The following is a 24,534-nucleotide window of genomic DNA, read 5'->3' as shown; positions in this document are numbered from 1 at the left end:
AAGTTTTGAAAAGTTTCTTCAAATTTGAAACTATGTAATTAAATTTTTCTTCTTTTTAATAAAGCTTTTTATATATTTTAATTTAATATATCATTTATAATGCAATTTTTTTAACCAACTCAACCACAGTCTCAACATGTGTCGTTGCTATGATAGGAACATATAGCGTTTACCTCGTCGGTTGTATCGGAACACAAATCAGCGCATTGTTTTGCAGCCTTACTATTCTTTCTCGGCGGCTTGAAGTTTGCCCCGTCCACACTATTCTCAAATCCGGTCTTATAAATAAATGTTAGCATAGACGGGTCTTTGTTTCCATTTTCATCATACCCCCCGACAATCACTTTTTCAACTATGCTCTCGAAAACATAGCGGTCAAAAGTGTTCAGCACTTCGTTCTGCTCCAATGTCTTTCGGAACTCTGAAATGCGTCTTTTCATGGTACTTTCTGTTTCTGCGGATTGCTGCAAATCCTCGCGTTGCTTTTGAAGCTGGTCGATCTGGCTACTCAAATCAAAATACTTTTGTTCGTATGTTTCTTTGTCAATGATTTCTTCAAGCCTCATGTCAACCAACTTTGCCCGCTTCGCGTCCAATGCAGCAATATCCTTTTCTACTTTGGCTAACTGCTTGCTTGCATTACTGTCCGAAAGAGTTTCTTCTGTTCGGGCAATAAATTCGTCTAACACATCTTTGTTATTTTGGCATAGAAGCCGATAGGATTCTATAAATGCCTGTTCAATCGTTTCTTCGGCAATACCTTTACTATCAGGACAAAACTTTTTGCCCTTTTTGGTGGCAGTTACACATTGCCAAATAGTCTTGTTATACTGTGAGCCACTATGCCAACTTCGCCTTGTAAGCGTACCTCCGCAAAAGCCACATTCCAGCATACAACTAAAGGCATATTTCCGACTAAACTTTTCACGCTTGCCGTCTGTGCCTAAACGACGCGGCTTTGCGCGACGCTTCAAAATCTCCTGTGCCTTTTCAAACATTTCTTCTGAAATTATGGCTTCATGGTGATCTCGGATATAAAACTGATCTTCTTCACCGAAATTATCCAAACGGCGTTTAGAGATAGGGTCGAGTGTAAATGTTTTCCCCATCAAAATGTCGCCTTTATATTTTTCATTTTTGATTATACCAATAACTGTTGTTTCTGCCCATCGGGTACTGCCACGTTTTGTCCTATATCCTAAATTTTCAAGCTCATGTGCAATTACAGAACCTCCGGCTCCCTCGATATAGCGTCGAAAGATATACCGTACTATTTCAGCTTCTTCCTCATTGATTGTAATGCTCTTATCCTCTGGGTGATAGTCATATCCCAAACACCCTTGAAACCCGACCAGTTCGCCGCGCTGCATTTTCATTTTCAAGCCTTTTTTAACATTAGCGGAAATATTCTCAACTTCCTGCTGTGCAACAGAACTCAAAATGACAAGTAGCAACTCTCCGTCCATCGTTAAAGTGTTTATATTTTCTTCTTCAAAGAAAACGGCAATACCTTTTTCTTTGAGCATACGAACGTACTTCAACGTGTCCAGCGTATTTCGGGCAAAGCGAGAAATAGACTTTGTGATTATCATATCGACATCACCGTTCATACAGTCGTTAATCAACCGTTGAAAGTCCTCCCGCTTCGTTACCTGTGTACCAGTAATTGCTTCATCTGCATAGATACCAGCCAAGTCCCATTCGGATTTGCTTTTAATCAAGTCAGTATAATGCTGAACTTGTGATTTGTAACTGTTGAGCTGATCTTCACTATCGGTACTCACTCGACAATAGGCAGCAACACGCAGGCGTTTTGTCAAGTTTGTCCTTGCTCTGGACGAAAGCACATTACGCGCTTTTATAATCTCTACGTCTTTCATATCGCTCCTCCTTTTTGTGTTCCTATCATAGTGTTATTATAACACATAGAGAGCAGCAATTCAAGACAGTAGATCGGAAACAATTTTGTAGTCTTTCATCAGACGACTTTTGATTAGGGAATATTCTCTATCAGAAATCAGCTTTTTTTCTAAAAGTTGTTTGAGAAAAGCAAGCTGCATACTATATCGAAGCAAATTGTCTTTCTTCAAAGAAAATCCCCCTTTCCGTAAATAGGAAATGGGCTTTTCATCGGACGGCTGCTGGCAACAGCTCCACGGGAGTTTCACCCCGTCCCATACTTGTGGGTGCGCCGCGCAATGCTGTGAGGGCGTTCAACGCGGGAGTATCATTGTCCTGCCTGTACGGTCGTCGCCCGCAAGCTGCCGCGCTTGCTTTGCGGCGCGGTGTTGTTCGCTCTGCTTTTCCCCTACGGGGAAAAGCGGTCATGGCGCACCCGCCGTCCGGCTCGGTACAGGGAGAATGTGTCCGATCTTGCCCTATGCTGCGCCGCCGCTAACTTGCGCCGCTTTCTTTGTCAAGGAGCAAACAGGGCAGATTTACGCAAAGCGGAAAGGGGTTAAACGCTTCGCGTTTACTTATCTGCCTTAAAGGATAGGACAGCCCGCATGAGCTTTGATTGCAGCCGTTCCCGCAAGTCCTCGTCTACTCCGTAATAGGTATTGCCGCGCTCGTCGCGGATTTTTCGGATAGACAGGTGGGCTATGTAGCTTTGGTAGTGCTGCATGACAATGTTCATGGCTTCCGGGTCGCCCTTTGTCGCGGCTAAAATGACCGGGTAGGGCAATAAGCCACGCTCGTCGGTGTTACAATTCGTCCCATTCATCGGCGCGTTCCTCCAAGTATCGTTTTAGCAGTTCAAAAGAGCTTGTCCGGCGGTACTGTACTGTGCTGCGGGGTACTTTCATCAGCTCCGCGATCTCAACATCTGTCATGTCGAAAAAGTAGTACAGCAGTACGGCTTGACGTTTTTCGTCCGGCAGGGAGTGCAGAGCTTCGGCAAGCAGTTTCGCGGTGATCTTCAAGCCGCCCGCGCAGAAGGCTTCTTCGTCCTCGTTGACAAAATATCTGTCAACGGTATAAAGCTGCTTTTCTTCTTGCGGGGTAAGGTCTGCAAAGCTCACTTCGTGCCGCTTGCGGCTTTTGCGTTCCCGGCAAGCGTCAATCAGTTCGTTGCGTAACGTGCGTTTGCAGTACGCATTAAACTCACATCTCGTTTGCCATTCAAACCGAGCAGGGTAATCCATGTTCTCACCCCCTCTCGTTCCCGGGGGCGGGTTATTTATCCCCTTTCGGCTGCCTTCCACGGACGTGCCGTGTCTATGCCAAATGGAAAAGCAAAGTTTTTGAAAAAACTTTTGCGAACAGCAAAATGCGCCCGTCCGCAAGACGCGGACGAGCGCAAAGGAAATGTAAGAAGCAGCTAAATGTATTGACAGTTCATTTTCATAGCCGGAATATCCCCATGCAACGCAAAGGCTTTTTTTGATTGCAAAGCATTAGGCGGGTTGCAGTAAATGAGAATAGACACGGCGATACCTCCTTGATACCGCCGTAATCCTATAAGTCGTCATTGGTTTGTAAGGAACACAAAGAAACGGCGGCTTCGATTTTTTCAAAGCCGCCGTTTCCAATAGGCGTGTTAATAGGACTGCTGCACGACGGCTTTTTTTCTTTTGCCGTCGTCCGGCAGCTTGATAACAGGCTATTCCTCTTTCTGAGGATTATTATAAAATCCAAATGTCACAGAAATGTCCGAGCAGCACTAATTTTCGACAGAAAAACAAGCTGAAATGTTACAATGCTCGGATATTTCATAAATTTCTTTGAAAAAAGACGGAAAAAGCAGGGCAGCACACGCCGCCCCGCCGATTCCATACAGTTACTATTCTGTTCTCAACCGTTCCACCAAAGTATTTTTCTCAATGGATCGGCTAACTCCATAGCTAATACAAATCTGCAATCCAATAAGCAAAATGGAGAATAAAAGGATAGGGAATATATTAAGCTCAAAAAGGATAAATTTCAGAGCCAATACCTCATTTGCCAAATAACATAGTAGGGCACCTACTGTAACGCCAAAACAAGTTGCCAATATTGCAGACTTTACACTAATGCTCATTCCCTCTCGGTAAAGCATTTTTCTTAACTGCTGATTTGTCATTCCGACTGCTTGTAAAAGAGCAAATTCCCGTTTACGGACAATAGCACTACTGATTAGCATATTCACCATATTTAATAACCCAAAAAGAATTACAAATGCGGAGATACCGTACAAACTGCTTGTAGTTGCCTTTATGAATCCACTAATTGTAGAGAATTCTTCATCGTAAATTTTGAGCCTTAAATTTGGATTTCCGCTTATAAGCGCCCTTATCCTGTCTTGAACAGATTCCTTATAATCCAGGTCACAAAAAATGGACAAATGTGATGTATTATTATAAGGGGAAAGTTCCGCTATTGCTTCGCTGGTACAATAGAACAACCCTGTTGACGGGAAATAAGCAATCCCGGCAACAGTAAAAGTTTTTTCAATGGTTTGTCCGGCAACATCAAAATGGAATAATAGTGTATCTCCAATTTTCAAATCGCCATAATTTGTATCACTTCGATCTGTACGGTATTTATTGACAACTATGCCATCCAGACCGACTTCATCATAATTGATTGTACCGTCCACAAGTTCACTTGCATTAGCAACAAGTTCTGGTGATAGGCTGTTTACAGTTTCTAAATTGTCCTCTGGCGAATCGTAAACAACTTTTGATTCTACTAAGCGTCCCACGATACATCCATCCAATACAATCTTTTCTACACCAGGGATTTTATATATTTGTGCCTGCAAATCCTCTGATAGAGGATTGTCTTGAATAATGGTCGGGAAACGCTCATAAAAGTTATCTATCCGTATGCCAATCTGGAAATTTTCGTCCAATGGATAGCTTTGCCGTAACATAGCCGGAAGATTGATGGAAGAAATGAGGATAGCCAATGCGATCATCAAGGTTCCGCTAATGCTTAATGAAATAATTGACATACGGTTTTTCTTTTGATTCATTTTCAGATTGCTTTGCGCCAAAGTATTTGGTGTAATCCGCTTCAATGTTTTGTGTTCTTGTCCGGCTTTTTCTCCTTGAAATTTCATCGCTTCAATAGGAGAAGTTTTGGCAAGAAGTTTCGCCGGCTTTCTTAAAGCGAACTTGATAACAGCAAAAATCAAGATACCTGACAATAAAACAATCGCCATATCATATAAAATCCATTGTACCCCGGAGAGAATAACTACAATCAAAATAGAAATCAATGCTCCCAAAGGGATAAACCGTAATGCCAGAAAATTCCCCTGCATTTTCAAAAAGTAACGCAACTGTTTTTTCGTCGTTCCTAACGAAATAAACTGGGCATACATAGGCATCGAATTGACAATGGAAATATAAAAAATGCTGTAAATTACAAAGCTGCTGGCGAACATAATGAATATCGCAAAAAAGATAACACCGACAACCACAGCACCATCCAAATAAAATCCATCAATGTATCTATCATTTAGTATGATGTCAAAATCTTTAATGCCTTCGGCTTCCCCCTTGCTTTTCAAGAAATCCTTTTGAGCGTCAGGACTCATACCGGCTTTTTCTGAATTAAGGGAAACTAATACATCAACAGTCGAGGCAGTTTGTGTGCTGTAAGTTAAAGAAAGATCGTTGTACTGTTGTGCGTATTCTGCGCGGAAACGATCAGATGTCAGGATATAAAACTGTTTTCCTTTTTCCTGCGTTTCGTTTTGGATAATGCCGCAAACAGTAAATGTGTTTTCTTTCAATTCGTTTGTCAAGGTGTCTACATATTCAAAGGAAAATGTATCACCTAATACCAATTTGTGAATAGACAGATAAGTTTCAGATACAAGTACCTCTGTATTGCTTTGCGGTAGGTTTCCTTCCATTAGTTCAAAGCCCAAAAAGGACATTGTCGGATCATCCATGTATGCCAGATCAGTGCGCCCATCACTGTTCACAATATTACCAAAAGTTTTGTAAACACCAACTGTTTCAAAATCATTATCGGTCTGTAACTTGTTTTTCGTATCTTCGCTCACAGCGCGAAACATAGCATGATAAGGTGCTTGTGTGGATTGTTTCAATGCGTCATTTACTAAAATCGAAAAGACGGTTGCCATTAGACAAGTCGCAATTACAATAATTATTGCGGTAATTAAAGTTTTGAGCTTATGCTCTTTTAGGTCAGCTTTCGCCAGTTTCTTTATAATAGTGCTGGTGTCATTCTCAAAAGGCCATATCATAGTCTACCACCTCCTTACTCCACAATTCTTCCGTCCTCAATACGGACAATTCGATCAGCAAGGCGGGCAATATCGTTGTTATGGGTTATCATCACAACCGTCTGATTAAACTCTGTGCTGGTACGCTTAATAAGCCCAAGAACATCTGCGCTGGTCTTGCTGTCAAGGTTTCCGGTGGGTTCATCGGCAAGAATGATCGCTGGTTTGGTAATCAAGGCGCGGGCAATCGCTACACGTTGCTGCTGACCGCCGGAAAGGTGGTTCGGCATATTTTTCAGCTTGTCGTCCAGTCCGAGCATATTCACAACATTGTCCATAAATCGCTGGTCTGCCGTATCTCCGTCTAACTCTATGGGAAGCACGATATTTTCATACACATTCAGAATAGGGACAAGGTTATAGTTCTGAAAGATAAAGCCGATATTGCGGCGGCGAAAAATCGTAAGCTGTTCATCGCTCATTTTAGATAAATCCTTGTCTCGCACAAAGACGCTGCCGGAAGTGGGCGTGTCAAGCCCGCCCATCATGTGCAGCAAGGTGGATTTACCGCTGCCGGACGTACCGACAACAGCTACAAATTCGCCCTCGTCTACGGAAAAGTTCACTCCGTCAAGGGCGCGGGTAATGTTTGGTTCTTCCCCATAGTATTTTTTGAGGTCAATCGTCTGTAAAACACTCATATTTCAAACTCCTTTCAAGGCTTCCTGCCTATTGATAAGGATAGTATAAAACTCAAATGTCACAGAAATGTCCGCACCAATGAGAAATTCGATTGAAAAACACGCTGAAATGTTACAAAGCACGGACATTTCAAAAAAGAAATTGCGGCGGGCAGCTTCAAAATGCTGTCTGCCACCAGCTTAACGCAAAGGAAGCATAATAGAAAAAGCAGAGCCGTTTCCTAATTCCGATACAACTTTAATGTAACCGCCTTGCTGCGTAATAATTTCACGCGCCAAATATAAGCCGATACCGACGCCCGGCTGGTCGTGTACTTCTTCTTCACGATAGAAGCGACGGAAGATCGCCGCCTGGTTGCTTTCGGAAATGCCTTTGCCTGTATCGGCAACTTTAATCTCTGCATACATTTCCCATTCTTCGACGGTGACGGTGATTTTGCCGCCCGCTGGCGTATATTTTACTGCATTATCCAACAGGTTAAAAAGGGCTTCAGCCGTCCATTTGCTATCATGAGCAACCGTCAAATTTTCGGGGCAATCTACGGACACGCCAATTTGCTTTTTTTCAGCAGCATACACAATTCCACTCATAGCTTGGGCGACAGTATCATAAATACGTCCCGGTTTCTTTTCTAAACGAATAACGCCTGTTTCAAGACGTGAAGTTTTTACAAGGGCTTGAAAAAGGAAATCCAGCTTGTCCGTCTGGCTGCGAACTCCCTTAATAAAATCAATGCGCTCCGCTTCCGTTACGGGTCTTGTAAGCAACGTATCTGTAACCATTTTCAAATTGCTAACGGGCGTTTTTACTTGGTGGGAAATATCCGACACAAGGATTTGTAATTCCTGCCGTTCTTCCTCTACTTTACGGCGGTTTTCCTGCATAATCTGATACAGACGAGTTAGGCGGTGATTGATACGGGCAAAGAGAGTTTCGCTGTTGTCTGCCGGTTTTGGTTTCTCGTCGCCATCCATCATATTATCAAGGGTTTTGCATAGTTCAGAAGTAAATCGGGAAAGCCGTTTTCCGAAAGCCTGCGTCAACACAAAGAACCATACAAAAGCGCAACCGATAAGCGCGGCTCCTGCTATCAATACCGCAACTTCAAGCGTTAAAGAAAATAAGATAAGCGTGATCGCTGTCATGGAGAGCAGCAGCCCAATACAAATCCATAGAAACAGACGCTTAACAGAGAGAGGACGGGTTTTCATTTTGCTTCGCCTCCCGTCCACTGATAGCCCATGCCGTATATCGTCTTGATATAGGGCGTGCCGCCGTCTGCTTCGATTTTGCTACGGATACGGCTGATTGTTGTTGTCAATGTATGTTCATCAACATATTTTTCGTCAATATCCCATAGTTTCTCTAAAAGCTGTCTACGGGTTAAAACCTGTTTTGGATTTTTGCGAAACAAGTTCAGCATTTTATACTCCATCGGAGAGAGTGATATGGTCTTTCCATTCAAAGAAGCTGTTTGCTCCGAGAAATCAAGAAACAGCCTACCGTCGTCGTAAATGTCCTTTGCGGGCTTATGATGTTCCAGCATAGAGAACATGGCTTTGATTTTCCGCTGCAAGGCTCCTATGACAAAGGGTTTTGTAATATAGTCCACTGCACCCACTTCATAGCCGCGTATCTGGTCGCTTTCCTGATCGTTTGCGGTTAGGAAAATTACAATCGTGTCTGCGTGTTCCGGCTTAATTAGTTTGCACAAATCATAACCGTTTCCGTCCGGCAGGTTAATATCCAGCAGGACTAAATCAAATTCCCTTGAACTAAGGGCTTGTGCCGCTGTCCTCGCATTTAGGACGGACGTTATTTCATATCCGTCCGCTGTCAAATTGTAGGAAAGCATTTTATTCAAAAAGCTGTCGTCCTCAACAACTAAAACGTGTTTCATAACCTCACTTCCTTTCTTTTTGGTAGTATATCAAGAAAATGTCCGCGAAATGTTACAGCGGACATTTTCTTATGTTTGATTATATGAGAACAGGAAAGCCAAAGTTTAATTAGACCAGATTGGTGGTAGTAGGTAGTAGACAGTCCAATAAACCAGAGATTACTTTTTTCTCTTAAATGGGGCAATAAACAGTACAATCATTATTAAAGCATATACCCCATAAAGAATATATGTTATTGCATTGCTCCAAGGGAAACTTGCCTGTGGATTGTTCAAGGCAATAAAGATAAAAACAATCGCAATTACCAACATAATGACGGCAATAATTCTTGAATATTTCTTGGTCATACATTTCTCCTCTTAAATTGATTTTTATGCGGCTCATTTTTCGACAAATAAGGCTTTGTTGCCATTGTATTTCTTATTTTATCTTCTCTAATTATACGCGTGTCTTGTTTTCACACAAATGGGTCAACGTATGAAGCTGTCTTTTCCATATCCATCACTTTGTATTTCGGTCATTATCTTTTTTCTTTTTTTCCTCTCGATATTTCCGAATGATTTTATTTCTAACGGGAATACCAACACCAATAAGCAAAACAACAGCTAAAATTGTAAAATCCATACCGTTCACCTCACATTTCTTTGTTCTTCATAATCCGAATAGAAAACAAGATCGATACCGCATACATAACGACGACAAGCACAATCACAAGTACAATAAGCAGCACAGGAGAGTTACTAAGCGTAGTGATAATTGAGTTGTCCATAGGTATTTTAGGGAGCAAAAACAACGTCGCTAAAAACCCAGCCACCGGGATATACATAAACACGCGACCTTTGATAGAGCCGAACTTATAATATCCGGGGATTTGAAACACTGTATAAAGTGCAAATAGGAATAAGCCGCCAATAGCTGCGCTGATAATATCGACCTTTTCAACGGTTTCACCTATTACACGCAATACAATCGGTTGAGTAATAAGTGAAACAACAAGAGCAAGTGCCCCCAGCGCAAGAACAAAAAGATAACGACCAATCACCATTTCACTTTTTTTAACAGGCAAAATACCATATAGACGCTCCATGCTATTCTTTTCTGTGATAGAAAATGTGTAGCCCGTTGTCATGGCAATAAAACACATAGCGAAAGAAACACCCGTCAATATAGAACGATTGATTGCTGCAAAAGCGATAGGAAGAAGCATAGTAAAACCAATCACTTTGAAATACGGTCTTACAAGGGAAAAATCCAGTTTTGTGGCTTTCAACATATTACTCATAATCTTCACCTCTCTTGCTTGTAAATACAACAATTTCGTCAATGGTTGCTGGCTCTATATCCAAAGTCGAAAATGCTGCAACATCTTCGGTTTTGACCAGAGCTTCAAAACCTGTTGGAAATGTGCGGACACCAACCGCCTTTCCTTTAAGATCGGCAGATAGTTCATTCGTTCCTCCCTTGACAATGCGGAACATATCTACAAAGTCATCTTTGCTTCCGCTAAAGAACAGTTCGCCATAACTGATATAAGTTATATAGTCGGCAGCACGTTCCAAATCTCCTGTTATATGCGTAGAGAATAAAACACTGTGTTCTCCGTCCTCGATATATTCCGAAAGGATTTGCAGTAGTTCATCTCTGGAAACAGGGTCAAGGCCGCTGGTAGGTTCATCTAAAATCAATAGCTTTGCGTCGTAAGAGAATGCACAAGCAAGCATTAACTTCATCTGCATACCTTTTGAAAGTTCTTTGACTTTCTTATTTGTAGCGATATGGAACTTCCGTAGCATTTCAGCAAATCGCTCCGTATTCCAGTTCGGGTAGAAAACAGAAATAGACTTTTCGACCTGCGTTATTTTCCAATCGTCGCTGAAATAGTTGGTATCAAACACAACGCCAAGTTCTGCCTTTGCTTTTTGCTCGTCAATGATATTGTCAAGACCCATGATTTTAATTTCGCCGCTATTGCGTTTGAGCATATTCAAAATGAGCTTGATAGTGGTTGTTTTACCGGAGCCGTTCGGTCCGATCAATCCCATAATGTAGCCCTTTGGTAGAGTAAAAGTAATGTTGTGAAGCTGAAAGCTGTCAAAAGATTTCGACAAGTTTTTTACCTCTAAATAATTAGTCATCTGCATTCGCCTCCAATAAAACATCTAAAAGATGATGTAGTTCTTTGTTAGATAGGTTAGCAATTTTCGCTGCTTTTATAGCTTCTGTCAAACTATTTTCTACTTTACAAATTAGTTGCTCTTTCATTAGTTCGGAACCGCTTCCCAGCACAAAGCAGCCCTTACCTTGAACATTCTTGACAAATCCCTCTTGTTCCAGTTCGGTATATGCCTTTGTAACCGTTAATACGCTGATTTTCAAATCCTTTGCCAATGTTCTTAGGGAAGGTAGCGTTTCTTCTGCTTGAAGCTCTCCCGACAAAATTGCAGCTTTCACTTGTTGTTTAATTTGTTCATAGATGGGTATGCCCGACATATTGGATATTATTAGTTTAATTGTCATCACCCTCTCTCTGTTCTTGCTGTTATATTGTTCTGTATAACAGTATAACACATGATTTGAGAGATAGCAATACTTTTCAAGAAAGTTCACAATCGGCCTTGCAAAAGTTTACAATCGACATTCGCATAATTTGTGGGTAAGAAGTCTGCAAGAATAACAGGAAGTATTTAAGCTAATACTATGAATTGTATAGACATATCCAAAAGGAAAGGTGAACAGTAGAATGTAATAGGGTGAATAAAAATGGCGAAACGACCTGTACCATTGTACGACTTTAAGGCTTTCGGGGCAGCCATAAAAGCCGCGAGAAAAGAATACGGCGAGAGCCGGAAAAAGGTAAGCGACGAGTTATATATTTCCCCGCGCTACCTTGCGAATATCGAGAACAAGGGACAACAGCCGAGTTTACAGGTGTTCTATGACCTTGTAACCCGGTATCATATTTCGGTAGATCAATTTTTCTTCCCGAACAGCGACGCGGAAAAATCCACCAATCGTCGGCAGCTTGACGCGCTGCTGGACGGTATGAGCGATAAGGGCATACGGATTGTAACCGCAACGGCAAAGGAAATTACGGAAGTCGAAAAAGAGTAAGTACAAAGCAAAACAGGCAAAAGGACGCTATGGAAACGTATTGTTTCTATGGCGTTTTTCTTTTTTTGCGGAAGTGTTCGGCAAATCTGCGCTTTCATCGTGAGAGAATACGAAAAGATGAATAGCAAGCATAGGAAAGGGGTACCCTTTCCGTATTTTCGCCCTCTGCGCCCTGCGGCGCGGCGGCTGAAAATTGCTTGTTGGGAAGTGTCCCAAACCCTCTTTGCAGGGAGAAAGGAGCGCGGTATGAGCGGCAGGAAAAGGACGGTGCAAATCAAATTCAGAGTAACCGAGGAAGAACGGGCATTGATTGAGCAGAAAATGAAGCTCGTCCCCACCCGGAACATGGAAAGCTATCTGCGGAAAATGGCAATCGACGGGTACATCATTCAGATAGACCATAGCGACATAAAGGCTATGACAGCAGAGATACAGAAAATCGGGGTCAATGTCAATCAGATAGCGCGGCGCGTCAATGCGACGGGCAGCGTCTATAAAGAGGACATAGAGGAAATCAAGGGGGTGCTTGCGGAGATATGGCGGTTACAAAGATTAAACCTGTTAAAAGCACGTTGAGCAAAGCCCTTGACTATATCCAAAACCCGGATAAGACGGACGGAAAAATGCTTGTGTCCTCTTTCGGCTGCTCCTATGAAACGGCGGACATTGAGTTTGCTTTTACCCTGTCGCAAGCGTTGGATAAGGGAAACAACCTCGCCCACCACTTGATACAATCCTTTGAGCCGGGGGAAGTCGATTACGAAAAAGCCCATGAGATCGGGCGGCAGCTTGCCGACGCGGTAACAAAGGGGCAGCATGAATACGTCCTTACGACGCACATTGACAAGGGGCATATCCATAACCACATCATTTTTTGCGCGGTCAACTTTGTAGATCACCACAAGTACGTTTCCAATAAGCGCACCTATTATGGCATACGCAACATCAGCGACAGGCTGTGCCGAGAAAACGGCTTGTCGGTGGTCGTGCCGGAGAAAGGCAGCAAGGGAAAAAATTATGCTGCGTACCACAAGGAGAAATCCGCAAAGGCAAAATTGAAGATTGCCGTTGATACCCTAATCCCGCAAGTAAACAGCTTCGAGGAATTGCTATCCCGTCTGCAAGGGTTGGGCTATGAGATAAAGCGCGGAAAATATGTGTCCTGCCTTGTGCCGGGGCAGGAACGGTTTACCCGCTTAAAGACTATCGGCGCAGATTACACCGAGGACGCAATCAAGGAGCGGATAAAGGGCAAGCGTACCCGCGCTGCAAAAGTCCCGCAAGCAGATCGGGGTGTGTCGCTGCTCATTGACATTGAAAACAGTATCAAAGCGGCGCAGAGCCAGGGCTATGAACAATGGGCGAAAATCCACAATCTGAAACAGGCGGCAAAGACGTATAACTTCCTCGCAACCCACGGGATTGAACAGTACGGGGAGTTGACCGCCAAGATCGCAGAAGTCCAGGCGGCAAGCGGACAGGCGGCAGAAGCATTAAAGGACGTGGAAGCAAGGCTTTCCGATATGGCGGTGCTTATCAAGAACATTACCACCTACCAAAAAACAAAGCCCGCCTATGACGCTTACCGCAAGGCAAAAGACAGGGGCAGCTGCCGGGCAGCCCATGAGCGAGATATAATCCTGCATGAAGCGGCAGTAAAGGCAATCAAGGGGGCGGGCATTTCCAAACTTCCCGATATTGCCGCGCTGCAAACAGAGTACGCCAAGTTGCAAGAGCGTAAAGAAGCTCTATACGCCGACTATGGCAAGCTGAAAAAACAGGTTAAGGAATACGACGTTATCAAGCGGAACATTGACAGCATTTTGCGGCAGCCAAGAGAGCCGGAACAGGAGAAAGGAAAGGAACGGGAATAAAATGAAAATCGTTGATATTACGGCATGTATCAGAGTAACAAAAGAAAATGATATGTACGGCATGGAAAGCTATATTGATATGGGGAGCAAAGTAAAAATCACATTTACGGACGGGAAAACCCTTGTAGGATATGTGCAGCGTATTGACTATGGACGCTACATCAGAGAAACTGACTTGCTTGTCTTAAAGACAGAGGAAAATACTTTTATCGGCGCAATGCCATATTACATAGCGGATATAGAAGTCTTATAAAGCAGAAAAAGCCGGGGCGCGGCAGCCGATTGTGTGGCCACCGCGCCCCGGTTTTCTATGGGTGCAGGAAAAGGCGTTACGCAGTAGAACGCCATTTTTGAGGGAAAAGGTATAAAGCCCTTGCCCTATGGGAAAGCGGCTGTCAGGGCCGCGCTATACAAGGCTTTTTGCGCCCCTATCGCGTAACAGGGAGCGCATTTTTCGCATACGCTCGGCGGCTTGTCGGCGGGTGATCCGCTTGCGGCACTCCGGGCAGTATTTGACGCTGTTTGAACTGGATGCAAAGGACGCGCCGCACTCGATACAACGTCTTTTGTCCTCGGTGTTCATCAGTTCCGCATACAGGAGCTTGTCGGCGGGAAGTACGGCGATGCGAAACCATTTGCAAAGCAGCGAGTAGGAAATGAGCTGCGGACAAACGCACTCGTCCCCGTCGTCCAGCAAAAGGCAGTTACCGTCTACGCAGTTGCAGCACTCCCGTTTTACAAGGGCATTGACTTTCCGGCTTTGCGGCGGCGTCAGCCGCTTCACCGCACTCATGCTTCATCGGCGGCATAGACGGCAAGCCCCGCGTATTCTTCATCGGTCAAAGCGTCCACTTTGGAAAGGGTGCGCTTTGCAAGCTCCCGCATATCCGCGTCCATATCGGGCAGCGCAGCGGTCATGTTCTCCATAAGCTGCGCCTTGCCGCCCTCGTGGTAAATGCTCATAAGGTTTGTTTCTTCAACGGTAAACCGTACCATACTCATACCTCCAATTCGTGATTTTTCGCCTTTACGGTCTTTTTCTGCGCCGCCCGTTCCTTTTCAGCTCGAAGCTGCGCCCGGATAGAGGGCTTTTCCTGCTTTGCGCTGCCGCGCTCTTTCTCTGCTTTGATTGCGGCAGCATAGTCCGCAAGGGAGATCGGCTCACCCGCCTTTGCTTTTTGCTCCAGCTCTCCGGCGGTGGGCGTCTGCGGCGTATTATTGATAAGCCCGTCAAAAGCGTTGTCGTTCTGCTCTACGGTGTCCTCGATGTGCTTTAAGGGATTGACCTTTTCTGGCTGCTCGGCGGGAATAGCAAAAGCCCGCGTCCCATTCCCCATAATCAGATACTTGCCGTCCTCGGATTGATGATGAAGCCCGTACCCGGCGGCTTCCATTTGTTCGCGGCTCATGGTGGTTACATAGAAAGTCCCCCTCGGCGTTTTCACGGTTTCGCCCGTTTCCAACTCGTCGGGGGTAAGCTGCCGCCCCTGCTCCTTGAAAAACTCCGGCACTTCCCGATAGCCGATACTGTCTACATAATGAGCGGCGTCCCTGCCGTCCCGATGAAGCACCACAATATCGGAAACGGAAAGGCTATGCCCCTTGAAGTCGGCGGGGTGGTCGATATTAAAACGGGTGTAAATATCTTCAAGGGAAGTGTCCGGCGCAAGGGGCGCGGTATAGATCAGCTCATAATTTGCCCGGTCTACTGCGTGTCCCGCCGCTTGCAGACGGTCGTAAGGCTCAAAGCGCAAGTCCCTTGTTTCGTCCCCGCGCTTTAACTGATAAATGGAAAAGGTGTCTTTATCCTGTCCGGCTTCCTGCGCCTTTGCGTAAAGCTCTTTCACTTCACCCTGCGTCAGCTCCCCGGCGTTGAGCTGCGCCATCAGCTCGCGGCACTTCTCCGGCGTACCGATATACAGTACGTCCCCGATCTGCGCTTTCCCGTCCTCCTGCGGGATATATGCCTGTAAGAAGCAAAGGTTTTCCCGGCTGTCGCTGCGCGGGTTTGTGTGTACCTTGTAAATCGGCTCTGGCGCGGGTGCCTCCTGTGAAGCCGACTTTTGCTGCCGGATATGCGCCCGTAAAAGCTCCGAGGGCTTTTCCCCGGAAAGGGGCAAAATGGCTTTGATGTAGTCTGCGGAACGGTATGCGTTATCGGTAAGCTGCCGTTGCCATGCTTCGGCTTTGGGCGACCACCGAAAACCGTTTGACTTTAATTCTTCCCGCGTGGCGGCGTCCGGCTTTTCTTCAAAGAGGATTTGCAGACGGTTTGCTTCGGCGTTGGCTTCTACCTTGCCGCCCTCAAATTCCCAGCCGACATAGCCGATTTCCCGTTGCTGCGAAAGGGATTTGATACGCTCTTTCACACGCCGGATTTCCGCGCTGTTGTTGGATAACGCCCATGTCGGATAGGGCTTATCCTCGATATGCCACTGGCTCGCCATATCCGCTTTCATTTTCTCGATACTCTCCGCCGATAAATGGGGGCAGCCGTCAAGAGTTTTATGCTTGCGGTAATAGGCGTTTACCGCTTTCATGGTTTCCTGCGCTTTCTCCAAGCCCGCAAGTTTCTTTTCCAGCTTTTGAACCGCCTGCGGGTCGTCCGCGCTGATACCGCCCATGCCGGTACTGCGGATTTTATCGAGTAAGCCTTGAATGTCCTGCCACTCCCGGTAATTGGTATCGCGGGCGGCGTTCTGCTTTTCCTTTTTACGGACGGGGAAATTAGAGCCGCCCGCAATCAGAATAGAGGGAACGCGGGCGTCGATCTCAAAGCCCTTGTTCATATTCGCCGCAAGTTTCCGGGCGTAGGTATCAAGCAGACTGTCGATTTTCTCATGGTACATCGGGTCTACCCGCGATTTCTGCCGCTCGGCAAGCTGTACGGCTTCCTCGACATAGCTGCGGTATTCTGCCGTTGCGCTACCGGGCTTGTAGTCGGAATAGCTGTTCATTTCCTTTGCGCGGCGGGCGGCAGCTTCGTTGATCGGATAGTATTTCACGGCGGGCGGCTCCGCTTCCTGTGGGACGGTTTCCGGCGGCGTCGCCTGTTCCGTCTGCTCCTGTGCGGGCTGCGGCTCCGGCGTGATAGGCTGCGCTTCCTGTTCCTGTTCCTGTACGGCGGCTTTCTCCTGCTGGATTTCAGCAAAATGCCCGTCAATGGTTTCAATCAGCTTTGCGGCGGTGCTGCGGATTGTTTCAAGAGAGCCTTTCAACTCCGAAAGCTCCTTGCCGCTGCTCCACCCGGCGACATATCCGAAAGAATAGTCGGACGTGTCAAGCCCGTAGTGCTGGCAGACGGCGTAAGCGACGCTTTCCGCCTGTACCTCGCGGGTACGGCGGTCGGGGCGCGTAGGGTCGTCCGGGGCGGTGTCGTGCATAGTCGCATGGGATATTTCGTGAATTGCCGTTTTAATGTTCTGTAATTCACTCATGCCCTCATGGATTGCAATACGGTTTTCTTCATAATAACAACGTCCTTTTGCGCCGCCGTCCAGCGTTTCAAAAGCAATGGCAAAGGGGGAAGTCCGTTCAAGGGCTGCGAAAAAGTCCCGGTATTGCTCCACATCACCCGTCAGCTCGGAAACAGAGAGGTCGGGCAGCTCCTTTCCCTCGGTCTGCGATACGTCAAAGACAGATACCACCTTGTAGGCGGGTATGGTAATTTCCTGCGTTTCCATGACAGGCTTTCCGTCCGCGCCGATCACGGGCATTTTCGTGTCCGGGTCGATTTTCTCCCGTTCCTTTTTGACTTTGTATGGGGCGGGGGCAAGTATCTTGATTGCCTTTTCTCCGGGCTTCACATGGCGATCAAATTCCTTTTCCCATTGACGGTAGCCCTTTACCAAATTGCCGCCCTGCATTGCAATCAAGAGGGTGTTGTTCAAGCTGTAATTGTGAAACTTTGACATGGTACGCAAATATTCCGCGTACCGCTCGCTTTCAAACACGCCCATAATGCCCTGTTCCAGACGGTCGGTAATCTCTTTCATCTTGTCGGCGGGGTTGTCCGCCGTAAGGATAAGGGGGATAACCGGGCGCGGCTCGGCGGTGGGCGGCATGGTAGCCGCCGCGTCAAAGTCTGTCCGTTCTGCTTCGCCGCGCTCCGGCTGCGGGTAACTCATAATGCGGTATTCTTTGGGTATGTCGCTTTCGCGTCCGTTGTACCACTCGGAAAAGGTGTTCTTGTTGTTATAGATATAGCCCTGTTCGGTAAATCTGCCCCCGTCGTTGATAGCGGCGTCCCGTCCGTATTCCTCATACATGAAATACCGCTTTGCTTCTTCCGGCAGCTCCAATTCGTCCAGCTCGTCGATCAGATAGTAGCCGTAATCTTCTTCGCTTTGGACGGTGGGATAAATCCAATAGCAGTCAAGGTTTTGTGCAAGGTTGATAAGGTCTTTGAGATTTCCAGCATACTCGCCCAGCGTAACCGCCGCCGCAAACTTCGCTTTATCCTCGTCGCGCTGCATTTCAAGCAGCTTTCCAAGATAATTCAGCTCGTCTATGCTGCCGCTTTGGATAACGGAAAGCGGCACATCAAAGGGGCATTGTTCGGTATTTGCAAAGCCGCCCACAAATAAATCCTGCGGTTTTTCTGCGGTAACGCCAATATTCCTCATAGCTTCGTGAAGCTGCTCCGTCGTGGCGGGCATAGAGAGCCACACGCCGTTCGTCTGTCCGGCTTCAAGGCGGCTATGGTTTCCAAGTAAGATAGAAAATTGTTCGCTCATTCGGTCGCTCCTTTCGTTTCAGATTTTCAAGAGGGTTTGGGACACTTCCCAACAAGCAAAATCCCCGCAATCGTCGGCAGACGAAAACGGGGATTTTTACGGAAAGGGTACCCCTTTCCTATGCTTGCTGCGTAACTTCTCTGTCCCTCTGGATTGCAATTCGGTAGTTGACGTACTTCCCGCCCGTATCGGCTAACAGGATAGTGCCGTCGTAGGTTTTCCCCGTTTTCGGGGAGTACAGCTTTTTGACTTTCGCTTTCCCGTCTTTCAAGAGGGCGGCGGCAATCTTCGGGGAAAAGGTTACTTTCCGTTCCTCAAAAAAACGGTCATTCTTCCACATGGTAAAGGCGCAATCCCTGTTCGCGCAGTAGTAGTTTTTCCTGCCCTCGTAGATGTTCGCGCCGCAACGGGGGCATTTGCCGATCACCGGCTTTTCCTCTTTGAAACGCTCCTTTTCCTTGTCGGAAAGGAAAGGATAGGCGCTTACCAGTTCCCGCGTCATGGTTTCAATGCCCGTCATAAAGCTGTCCGGGTCGGCGTTGCCCTTTGCAATCTGCGTCAGATTGTTTTCCCAATCGGCGGTAAGCTGCGGGGAAGTAAGTACCTCCGGCAGGACGCAGACAAGCTCAATCCCGCTTTTGGTCGGAATGAGCTGCTTCCCCTTGCGCTCCACAAAGCCGCCCTTTACCAGCTTTTCAATGATAGCGGCGCGGGTGGCGGGCGTCCCAAGTCCCCGGCGTTCCGCGTCCGGGTCGGTTTCCTCATTCCCGGCGCGTTCCATAGCAGAGAGCAGCGACGCTTCGTTATGGGGCTTCGGCGGCGTCGTGAAATGCTCCGTAACCGCCGCTTGCGGGTTGTCAAAAGTCTGCCCCTCGGCAAAGGGCGGCACGTCCAGCGAAAGGGCGTTTTCCTCGTCGTCCTCGGTGTCGGCTTTCTTTTTCAGCGTCGCCATAAAGCGGCGTTCCAAGCCTTTCCACCCCTCGGCAAGCACTGTCTTTCCCTTTGCGGTAAACTCCTGTCCCGCGCAGGAGAAAACCGCCGTAACCGCTTCAAAGATATGCGGCTCGGCGCAAGCCATTAAAAGGCGCGCCCCTGCAAGTGTAAGGATATTGCGCTCGCTTTCCGGCAGTGCGGCAAGGTCGGCTTTTGCAAGCTCCATTGTAGGGATAATCGCGTGGTGGTCGGACACCTTTTTGCTATCCAGCAAACGGGAGATTTCCGGCGTGAAGTCTGCGCCCTGCATAAAGGGCAGCTTTCCGGCAAGCAGGGCGGCGATCTGCGCCGCCGTACCGCCCATGTCGTCGGTAAGATAGCTGCTGTCCGTTCTCGGATAGGTAAGCAGCTTCTTTTCGTACAGGGCTTGCGCCAAATCAAGGGTCTGCTTTGCGGTATAGCCGTAAATGCGGTTTGCTTCCCGCTGCAAGCTGGTAAGGTCAAAGAGTTTCGGCGGGGCAACGGTTTTCTTCTCGCGGGTAACGGAAGTACAAACCGCCTGTGCCGCTTCGCAAGCGGCTTTCAAATTCCCCGCTTCGTCTGCGGCGTGGATCTTCGCGCTTGCGGCTTCCACGCCGGAGAGGGACAGGCGCACATGGTAGTATTTTTCTTTCTTAAAGGTGGTAATGGCGGCGTCCCGGTCTACAAGCATTTTGAGCGTCGGGGTCTGGACGCGCCCCACATTCAGCGTCTTTCCATACAGGCAGGAAAACAGGCGGGTCATATTGATACCGATAATCCAATCGGCTTTTGCCCTGCAAAGGGCAGAGGAATAAAGGGGGTCGTACTCTTTCCCGTCTTTGAGGGACGCAAAGCCCGCCTTGATTGCGCTTTCTTCCATAGAGGAAATCCAAAGTCGGCGCATGGGCTTTTTGCAGCCCGCCACATCATAGACAAAACGGAAAATGAGTTCTCCCTCGCGCCCTGCGTCGCAAGCGTTGACGACTTCGGAAACGTCGGCGCGGTGCATGAGGTCTTTTAGGATTTTGAATTGCTTTCCCTTGTCGCTGGCAACGGCATATTGCCATTCCTGCGGCAAAATGGGTAAGCTGTCATAGCTCCATTTTTTGTACTGCTCGCCATAGGCGGCAGCTTCCGCAAGCTGTACCAAATGCCCCACGCACCAGGAAACAAGGCAGCCGTTTCCTGCGATATACCCGTCCTTCTTCTCCTTTGCGCCCAGCGCGGCGGCAATCGTCGCCGCCACGCTCGGCTTTTCAGCTATGATAAGTGTTTCACTCATACGGTTTCGTCCTCCTGTTCGTCGGCTGCTGCGCCGTCGGGCAGCTCGCCTTCCGCTTCCTCGTCCTCGTCGTAATCGTCAAAATCGTATTCATCGAGATTGTCATTTCCCTTTGCCGCATCCTTTTTCGGCTTTAAGACTTTGAAATAATAGAACGCTGCGCCGCCACCTCCGGCAAGGATAAGGACGATCAGCAGAATACCACCGATGTTACCCTGCGTTTCTTCTTCCGGCTGTTCGGGTTCCTCCGGCTCGGCTTCCTTGCCCGTACAGTCGCCCAGATTGACAGAGCAGACGGGGCAAGCGGTATTGACGGCTCCGGCTTCGCATTTATCCGTACAGTTGCAGACGGCGGGCGTTTCTTCCGTCTGCCCGTCCTCGTCCTCCATAAGAGCCATAAGGTCGGCTTCGTCTACTTGATTGAGGAAATGGACGGTGTTTTCGCCCTCGTCGTCCCGGTCGATGATGATATAGAAATAGTTGCCGCTTTTGGTGGTAACGGTAATGAGCTGCTTGTTGCCGCCGTAGTCGTCCACAAGGGTAGCGTTCCCGTCCGGGGTAAGGGGCGGCGTGTCCTCGGTTTCTTCCACAACAACGCCTGTGTCGTTGGTGGCGTCGTTCTCCGGCGTCTGTGCAAAGGCGGTAACAGAAAAGCCGCCCATGAGCATAAGGGCGGCACAAAGCGCGGTCAAAGTCCTTTTGATTTTATTCTTCATTCGCTGCGTCCTCCTGTTCTTTGGCGTAACCGTCTGCGGGGAGAGCCGCCATACCGGGGATTGTGTCGCCGGACAGCATGGCGGTAAGCTCCTGCGGGGTAAGGCGCATAGCCCGCACAAGCTGGACGATTTGCAGGTTTTCCGCTTCGGTTTTCTGCGCGGTAAGCTCTTTGAGCTTGTTCTGATACTCGGTGATCTTCTCGCGGGTCTTTTGGATTTCCCGGTCAAGACGTTCAATTTTGTTCATAGCCATAGATAAAATTCTCCTTTCTTCGGTGGGTCAGTCCCAATTCATCAGCCCATACCCTTTGATACATTCATAGGTAAGGGCATAGCTCTTGATTTTACAGGCGTCGCCGGAATTGCCCTCGACGGTATAAACGCGGCTTCCGTCTGTGCCGATCACAATGCCTACATGGTCTGCGCTGCCGTCTAAATCCCAATCGAAAAAGATAGCGTCGCCGGGGGCGATATTCTCATAATCCCTCGCGCCCCATTGTCCCCGCGATTGAAACCACGGGACGCCCTGCGATTGACAGCCGGAAAAGCGCGGCTCGCTTGCGCCCGCCTGATTGTAGCACCAGCTCACGAAACAGGCGCACCACTCCACGCGGGAATTGAAGCCGTACCAGCTCCAATAGGGATAGCCGCCCACATTCCCGACTTGCTGCTTTGCAAGGTCTACAAGGGCGGTGTTTCCGGGGCGGGTACCGTTTACGAACTGTACCCCGCTTATGTCCTCGGACGGGCTTCCGTCGGGAGAACCGCCGCCGAAAATAAGCGGCTTGTTGCCGCTCGTTTCCATATAGACGCGGAACATTTCAAGCTGCTCGTCGTTCAACAGCTCCGGCGCAAGGGACGTGATCGGGCGGGTTTCCAGCTTGACGTTGAGGATATAGTAGTTATACGGTACCTCTACGGTGTAGCTGTTGCCCTCGCTGTCCGTCCTCGTTTCGGTGCGGTAGCGTACCTCCACTTCCTCGGTCAGCGTGAGGGTGTATTGCATATCAAAGATACGCTCGATTTCTGTCTGTGCGCTCTGCGGGGTGTAGCTTTGCAAAAGCGCGGTCAGATAGGACGCTAATTCGTGCGGGTTATGCCCGATAGCGTCAAGGTCGTAGCGATATTCATCGTAGCCGGGGTGGGTGCTTTCGATGTTGTCAATCTCGGCTTGCAGCTCGTTTTCCATAGCGGCGTAGTTGTTTTCCACCGCCACAAGATCGCTGTCCTCCGACGTGTAGGAAGTCCCCACAACGCCGTTGACCGCGCCGGAAAACATAGAGGAACAAGAGGACAGCCCCGCAAAAATGATGATGAACAAAAGCAGCGCGGCAATCGCAATCAGTACGCCTACCGGGTGCCTTGCTACAAAGAGCGCGGCTTTCCTTGTTTCCTCGGCGGTTTTCTTTGCTGCCTTGCGGGTGCTTTCCGCCGCTTTTTTCGCGGTGGCTGCGCCGCCTTTCCTTGCCGCTTTTGCATATTCCCGCTTGATTTTCTGCTTCTGCATGAAACGGGAAAGGGGGTTGCTGCGAAGCTGCGGGTTGTCGTGCAGGGCTTTGTGATAGTAAAAGTTGGCGTTTGCCTTTGCCGCCGCTTTTTCCGCTTGCGCCGCCTTGCGGTAAGGTTTCAGCTTGTGGCTGCGGTAGCCCTCTTTGACCTTTCGGACACCGTATTTCCCCATGCGCTCGGCGGCTTCCTCGGATTTGTGCGCCCCCTCAACGCCGGAATTGTCTTTCTCCACGGAATGTATCTTGTTGTGGACGAAAATCCCGGCTTCCTGCGCGGGGCGGGATAAGGGATTGCGCTTGCCCTCGAAGCTCGGCGGCGTTTCCTGCTTGTCAAATTGCAGCCGCGATTTCTTCTTTGGGGGAAGTGCCGCCCGCGCTGCGTCCAGACGGTCGGCGGCTTTGTCCGATTTCTTGATGTACTTTTCCAGCTCCGGCGTTGCCCGTTCCTCGTCGGTAAATTGCAGACGGGACGGCTGCGCCTTTGACGCTGCCGCTTCCTGCGCCCGCCGGACAGCCTTTTTCGACGCTTTCCGGGTCTGCCCCGCGCCGATATGCTCCATGACGCGCTCGGCGGCTGCGTCCTGCGGCTTTGAAAAATGCTCCGGCGCGTGGGGCAAGGGAGAGGACGGGGAAACCGCCCCTTGAAGCTGCGCCGCGTCCTGTGCGGCTTGCTGCTCCGGCGTTTTCTGAAAATCCGCGTCCTGTATGCGCTTGCTGATAAGCTCGCTTTCGCCCGTGGTCTGGTTTTGCTCGGTCAGCCCGTCGCGGCTCATTTTCTGCGTGATTTTGTCGCGGGGCTTCATCGGGTCTTTCAAGTGCTTTCACCTCCAATCCGCGCCCTCGCAAGGGCGCAATACTCAATGTTAATCTCAATGCCGATATAATGGCGGTCAAGGTCTTTTGCCGCCTTGCCCGTAGTGCCGCTTCCAAAGAACGGGTCTATCACAACGCCGCCTTTCGGACAGCCCGCCAAAATACAGGTTTCCGCTAACTTCGGCGGGAACGCGGCAAAATGCCCGCCCTTGTAAGGGACGGTGTTAATCAGCCATATATCCCGCTTGTTCCGCATGGTGGGGATCAGCGCGTCGTCGTAGTAGCCGCCTTTCCGCGCTTTGTTGATCCCCTGCACTTTACCCTGTCCGGGGACTTCCTCGGCATATTTGTGTCCGGCTGCGCGTCCCTGCCTGTACCGCGCCGCCGTCGTGGGGGCTATCGGCTCGGCTATGGCGGCAGCGTCATAGAAATACTGCTTTGACTTTGCAAGCAGGAAAATGTGTTCATAGCAACGGCTCGGACGGTCTTTGCAGCTTTCGGGCATGGGGTTTTCTTTCTGCCAAATGATGTCGCTGCGTAAATACCACCCGTCCGCTCGCAGGGCAAACGCCAACAGCCACGGAATACCGATTAAATCCTTTTGCTTGCAGTTTGGGGCGCGGCGGTTAAGGGATAGGCTCTGCCCGTTCCTGCCCTTTGGATTTTTCGGGTCGGTGTAGCCGCCTTTGCTGCCTGTGCCGCAGTAGGTGTCTGCGATATTCAGCCAAAAGGTGCCGTCCGGGCGCAATACACGTT

Annotated in this window: 25 protein-coding genes; 4 read left to right on the top strand and 21 right to left on the bottom strand. The window is 48.4% G+C overall.

Annotated elements, in window-relative coordinates; all coding sequences use genetic code 11:
* Positions 1–131: 131 nt before the first annotated feature.
* From M6G78_RS10060 to M6G78_RS10005, 13 genes are all read right to left on the bottom strand, one after another.
* On the bottom strand, positions 132–1,880 hold the full coding sequence (locus M6G78_RS10060) for a recombinase family protein (RefSeq protein WP_253230302.1): 1,749 nt from the start codon (positions 1,878–1,880) through the stop codon (positions 132–134).
* Between the two features lie 60 nt (positions 1,881–1,940).
* A complete protein-coding gene (locus M6G78_RS10380; RefSeq protein ID WP_371922842.1) occupies positions 1,941–2,168 on the bottom strand; it encodes an SHOCT domain-containing protein in 228 nt (75 codons plus the stop codon).
* Between the two features lie 305 nt (positions 2,169–2,473).
* A complete protein-coding gene (locus M6G78_RS10050) occupies positions 2,474–2,725 on the bottom strand; it encodes a helix-turn-helix domain-containing protein (RefSeq protein ID WP_009270760.1) in 252 nt (83 codons plus the stop codon).
* A complete protein-coding gene (locus M6G78_RS10045; protein WP_009270761.1) occupies positions 2,706–3,146 on the bottom strand; it encodes an RNA polymerase sigma factor in 441 nt (146 codons plus the stop codon). The genes M6G78_RS10050 and M6G78_RS10045 overlap by 20 nt, the downstream gene beginning before the upstream one ends.
* Positions 3,147–3,784: 638 nt before the next feature.
* Positions 3,785–6,202: an ABC transporter permease gene (locus M6G78_RS10040; RefSeq protein ID WP_009270762.1), complete on the bottom strand. Its 2,418-nt coding sequence runs from the start codon at positions 6,200–6,202 to the stop codon at positions 3,785–3,787.
* Positions 6,203–6,216: 14 nt separating this feature from the next.
* Positions 6,217–6,882, bottom strand: a complete 666-nt coding sequence (locus M6G78_RS10035) for an ABC transporter ATP-binding protein (RefSeq protein WP_009270763.1) — start codon at positions 6,880–6,882, stop codon at positions 6,217–6,219.
* 180 nt (positions 6,883–7,062) lie between these two features.
* A complete protein-coding gene (locus tag M6G78_RS10030) occupies positions 7,063–8,094 on the bottom strand; it encodes a sensor histidine kinase KdpD (RefSeq protein ID WP_009270764.1) in 1,032 nt (343 codons plus the stop codon).
* On the bottom strand, positions 8,091–8,783 hold the full coding sequence (locus tag M6G78_RS10025) for a response regulator transcription factor (RefSeq protein ID WP_009270765.1): 693 nt from the start codon (positions 8,781–8,783) through the stop codon (positions 8,091–8,093). Before M6G78_RS10025 ends, M6G78_RS10030 begins: the two co-directional genes overlap by 4 nt.
* Before the next feature lie 159 nt (positions 8,784–8,942).
* Positions 8,943–9,131 (bottom strand): hypothetical protein, encoded by a 189-nt coding sequence (locus tag M6G78_RS10020; RefSeq protein ID WP_009270766.1) that lies wholly within the window; start codon positions 9,129–9,131, stop codon positions 8,943–8,945.
* Between the two features lie 154 nt (positions 9,132–9,285).
* Positions 9,286–9,408 carry a hypothetical protein gene (locus M6G78_RS10290; protein WP_009270767.1) on the bottom strand — a complete coding sequence of 41 codons (123 nt, stop codon included), beginning with the start codon at positions 9,406–9,408 and terminating at the stop codon, positions 9,286–9,288.
* Positions 9,409–9,418: 10 nt separating this feature from the next.
* Positions 9,419–10,066, bottom strand: coding sequence for an ABC-2 transporter permease (locus M6G78_RS10015; protein WP_009270768.1), 648 nt, complete (start codon positions 10,064–10,066; stop codon positions 9,419–9,421).
* Positions 10,059–10,919 (bottom strand): ABC transporter ATP-binding protein, encoded by an 861-nt coding sequence (locus tag M6G78_RS10010; RefSeq protein WP_009270769.1) that lies wholly within the window; start codon positions 10,917–10,919, stop codon positions 10,059–10,061. Before M6G78_RS10010 ends, M6G78_RS10015 begins: the two co-directional genes overlap by 8 nt.
* Positions 10,912–11,295: a GntR family transcriptional regulator gene (locus M6G78_RS10005; protein ID WP_040014126.1), complete on the bottom strand. Its 384-nt coding sequence runs from the start codon at positions 11,293–11,295 to the stop codon at positions 10,912–10,914. The genes M6G78_RS10010 and M6G78_RS10005 overlap by 8 nt, the downstream gene beginning before the upstream one ends.
* 249 nt (positions 11,296–11,544) lie before the next feature.
* Here M6G78_RS10005 and M6G78_RS10000 point away from each other — a divergent pair, with 249 nt between their 5' ends.
* The 4 genes from M6G78_RS10000 (at position 11,545) to M6G78_RS09985 (ending at position 14,022) form a co-directional block, all read left to right on the top strand.
* Positions 11,545–11,895: a helix-turn-helix transcriptional regulator gene (locus tag M6G78_RS10000; protein ID WP_009270771.1), complete on the top strand. Its 351-nt coding sequence runs from the start codon at positions 11,545–11,547 to the stop codon at positions 11,893–11,895.
* A gap of 246 nt (positions 11,896–12,141) precedes the next feature.
* The gene (mobC, locus tag M6G78_RS09995) at positions 12,142–12,471 is read left to right on the top strand and encodes a plasmid mobilization relaxosome protein MobC (RefSeq protein ID WP_009270772.1); all 330 of its coding nucleotides are present in this window, start codon (positions 12,142–12,144) and stop codon (positions 12,469–12,471) included.
* A complete protein-coding gene (locus M6G78_RS09990; protein WP_253230301.1) occupies positions 12,432–13,769 on the top strand; it encodes a relaxase/mobilization nuclease domain-containing protein in 1,338 nt (445 codons plus the stop codon). The genes mobC and M6G78_RS09990 overlap by 40 nt, the downstream gene beginning before the upstream one ends.
* Position 13,770: 1 nt before the next feature.
* Complete coding sequence (locus tag M6G78_RS09985) at positions 13,771–14,022, top strand: hypothetical protein (RefSeq protein ID WP_253230300.1); 252 nt, start codon at positions 13,771–13,773, stop codon at positions 14,020–14,022.
* 153 nt (positions 14,023–14,175) lie between these two features.
* Here the strand turns inward: M6G78_RS09985 and M6G78_RS09980 are convergent, their stop codons facing one another.
* The 8 genes from M6G78_RS09980 to M6G78_RS09945 all read right to left on the bottom strand — a co-directional run.
* Positions 14,176–14,562, bottom strand: a complete 387-nt coding sequence (locus M6G78_RS09980) for a cysteine-rich VLP domain-containing protein (protein WP_253230299.1) — start codon at positions 14,560–14,562, stop codon at positions 14,176–14,178.
* Positions 14,559–14,765: a transposon-transfer assisting family protein gene (locus M6G78_RS09975; RefSeq protein ID WP_253230298.1), complete on the bottom strand. Its 207-nt coding sequence runs from the start codon at positions 14,763–14,765 to the stop codon at positions 14,559–14,561. Before M6G78_RS09975 ends, M6G78_RS09980 begins: the two co-directional genes overlap by 4 nt.
* A 2-nt stretch (positions 14,766–14,767) precedes the next feature.
* A complete protein-coding gene (locus M6G78_RS09970) occupies positions 14,768–18,505 on the bottom strand; it encodes a YodL domain-containing protein (protein ID WP_253230297.1) in 3,738 nt (1,245 codons plus the stop codon).
* Positions 18,506–18,623: 118 nt separating this feature from the next.
* Positions 18,624–20,741 carry a DNA topoisomerase 3 gene (locus M6G78_RS09965; protein ID WP_253230296.1) on the bottom strand — a complete coding sequence of 706 codons (2,118 nt, stop codon included), beginning with the start codon at positions 20,739–20,741 and terminating at the stop codon, positions 18,624–18,626.
* Positions 20,738–21,457 (bottom strand): DUF4366 domain-containing protein, encoded by a 720-nt coding sequence (locus tag M6G78_RS09960; protein WP_253230295.1) that lies wholly within the window; start codon positions 21,455–21,457, stop codon positions 20,738–20,740. The genes M6G78_RS09965 and M6G78_RS09960 overlap by 4 nt, the downstream gene beginning before the upstream one ends.
* On the bottom strand, positions 21,447–21,710 hold the full coding sequence (locus M6G78_RS09955; protein WP_253230294.1) for a DUF4315 family protein: 264 nt from the start codon (positions 21,708–21,710) through the stop codon (positions 21,447–21,449). The genes M6G78_RS09960 and M6G78_RS09955 overlap by 11 nt, the downstream gene beginning before the upstream one ends.
* 27 nt (positions 21,711–21,737) lie before the next feature.
* Positions 21,738–23,738 (bottom strand): CHAP domain-containing protein, encoded by a 2,001-nt coding sequence (locus M6G78_RS09950; protein WP_253230321.1) that lies wholly within the window; start codon positions 23,736–23,738, stop codon positions 21,738–21,740.
* A gap of 38 nt (positions 23,739–23,776) precedes the next feature.
* On the bottom strand, positions 23,777–24,534 hold a 758-nt coding region (locus tag M6G78_RS09945), incomplete at its 5' end, for a site-specific DNA-methyltransferase (protein ID WP_253230293.1).

Source organism: Anaerofustis sp. NSJ-163 (assembly GCF_024135845.1).
GTDB classification, from domain to species: domain Bacteria; phylum Bacillota; class Clostridia; order Eubacteriales; family Anaerofustaceae; genus Anaerofustis; species Anaerofustis butyriciformans.
Note: the sequence above shows the minus strand (reverse complement) of the source record. Positions and strands in the feature narration are given on the sequence as shown.

Excerpts from the sequence above, each read along its gene's own strand:
- M6G78_RS09985 (WP_253230300.1), top strand. The coding sequence starts at position 13,771 with ATGAAAATCGTTGATATTACGGCATGTATCAGAGTAACAAAAGAAAAT.
- M6G78_RS09980 (WP_253230299.1), bottom strand. The coding sequence starts at position 14,562 with ATGAGTGCGGTGAAGCGGCTGACGCCGCCGCAAAGCCGGAAAGTCAAT.
- M6G78_RS10030 (WP_009270764.1), bottom strand. The coding sequence starts at position 8,094 with ATGAAAACCCGTCCTCTCTCTGTTAAGCGTCTGTTTCTATGGATTTGT.
- M6G78_RS10290 (WP_009270767.1), bottom strand. The coding sequence starts at position 9,408 with ATGGATTTTACAATTTTAGCTGTTGTTTTGCTTATTGGTGTTGGTATT.
- M6G78_RS09965 (WP_253230296.1), bottom strand. The coding sequence starts at position 20,741 with ATGAGTGAAACACTTATCATAGCTGAAAAGCCGAGCGTGGCGGCGACG.
- mobC (WP_009270772.1), top strand. The coding sequence starts at position 12,142 with ATGAGCGGCAGGAAAAGGACGGTGCAAATCAAATTCAGAGTAACCGAG.
- M6G78_RS10020 (WP_009270766.1), bottom strand. The coding sequence starts at position 9,131 with ATGACCAAGAAATATTCAAGAATTATTGCCGTCATTATGTTGGTAATT.
- M6G78_RS10010 (WP_009270769.1), bottom strand. The coding sequence starts at position 10,919 with ATGACTAATTATTTAGAGGTAAAAAACTTGTCGAAATCTTTTGACAGC.
- M6G78_RS10040 (WP_009270762.1), bottom strand. The coding sequence starts at position 6,202 with ATGATATGGCCTTTTGAGAATGACACCAGCACTATTATAAAGAAACTG.
- M6G78_RS10045 (WP_009270761.1), bottom strand. The coding sequence starts at position 3,146 with ATGGATTACCCTGCTCGGTTTGAATGGCAAACGAGATGTGAGTTTAAT.
- M6G78_RS09955 (WP_253230294.1), bottom strand. The coding sequence starts at position 21,710 with ATGGCTATGAACAAAATTGAACGTCTTGACCGGGAAATCCAAAAGACC.
- M6G78_RS10050 (WP_009270760.1), bottom strand. The coding sequence starts at position 2,725 with ATGAATGGGACGAATTGTAACACCGACGAGCGTGGCTTATTGCCCTAC.
- M6G78_RS10015 (WP_009270768.1), bottom strand. The coding sequence starts at position 10,066 with ATGAGTAATATGTTGAAAGCCACAAAACTGGATTTTTCCCTTGTAAGA.
- M6G78_RS10060 (WP_253230302.1), bottom strand. The coding sequence starts at position 1,880 with ATGAAAGACGTAGAGATTATAAAAGCGCGTAATGTGCTTTCGTCCAGA.
- M6G78_RS09990 (WP_253230301.1), top strand. The coding sequence starts at position 12,432 with ATGGCGGTTACAAAGATTAAACCTGTTAAAAGCACGTTGAGCAAAGCC.
- M6G78_RS10035 (WP_009270763.1), bottom strand. The coding sequence starts at position 6,882 with ATGAGTGTTTTACAGACGATTGACCTCAAAAAATACTATGGGGAAGAA.
- M6G78_RS09960 (WP_253230295.1), bottom strand. The coding sequence starts at position 21,457 with ATGAAGAATAAAATCAAAAGGACTTTGACCGCGCTTTGTGCCGCCCTT.
- M6G78_RS10000 (WP_009270771.1), top strand. The coding sequence starts at position 11,545 with ATGGCGAAACGACCTGTACCATTGTACGACTTTAAGGCTTTCGGGGCA.
- M6G78_RS10025 (WP_009270765.1), bottom strand. The coding sequence starts at position 8,783 with ATGAAACACGTTTTAGTTGTTGAGGACGACAGCTTTTTGAATAAAATG.
- M6G78_RS09970 (WP_253230297.1), bottom strand. The coding sequence starts at position 18,505 with ATGAGCGAACAATTTTCTATCTTACTTGGAAACCATAGCCGCCTTGAA.
- M6G78_RS09975 (WP_253230298.1), bottom strand. The coding sequence starts at position 14,765 with ATGGTACGGTTTACCGTTGAAGAAACAAACCTTATGAGCATTTACCAC.
- M6G78_RS09950 (WP_253230321.1), bottom strand. The coding sequence starts at position 23,738 with ATGAGCCGCGACGGGCTGACCGAGCAAAACCAGACCACGGGCGAAAGC.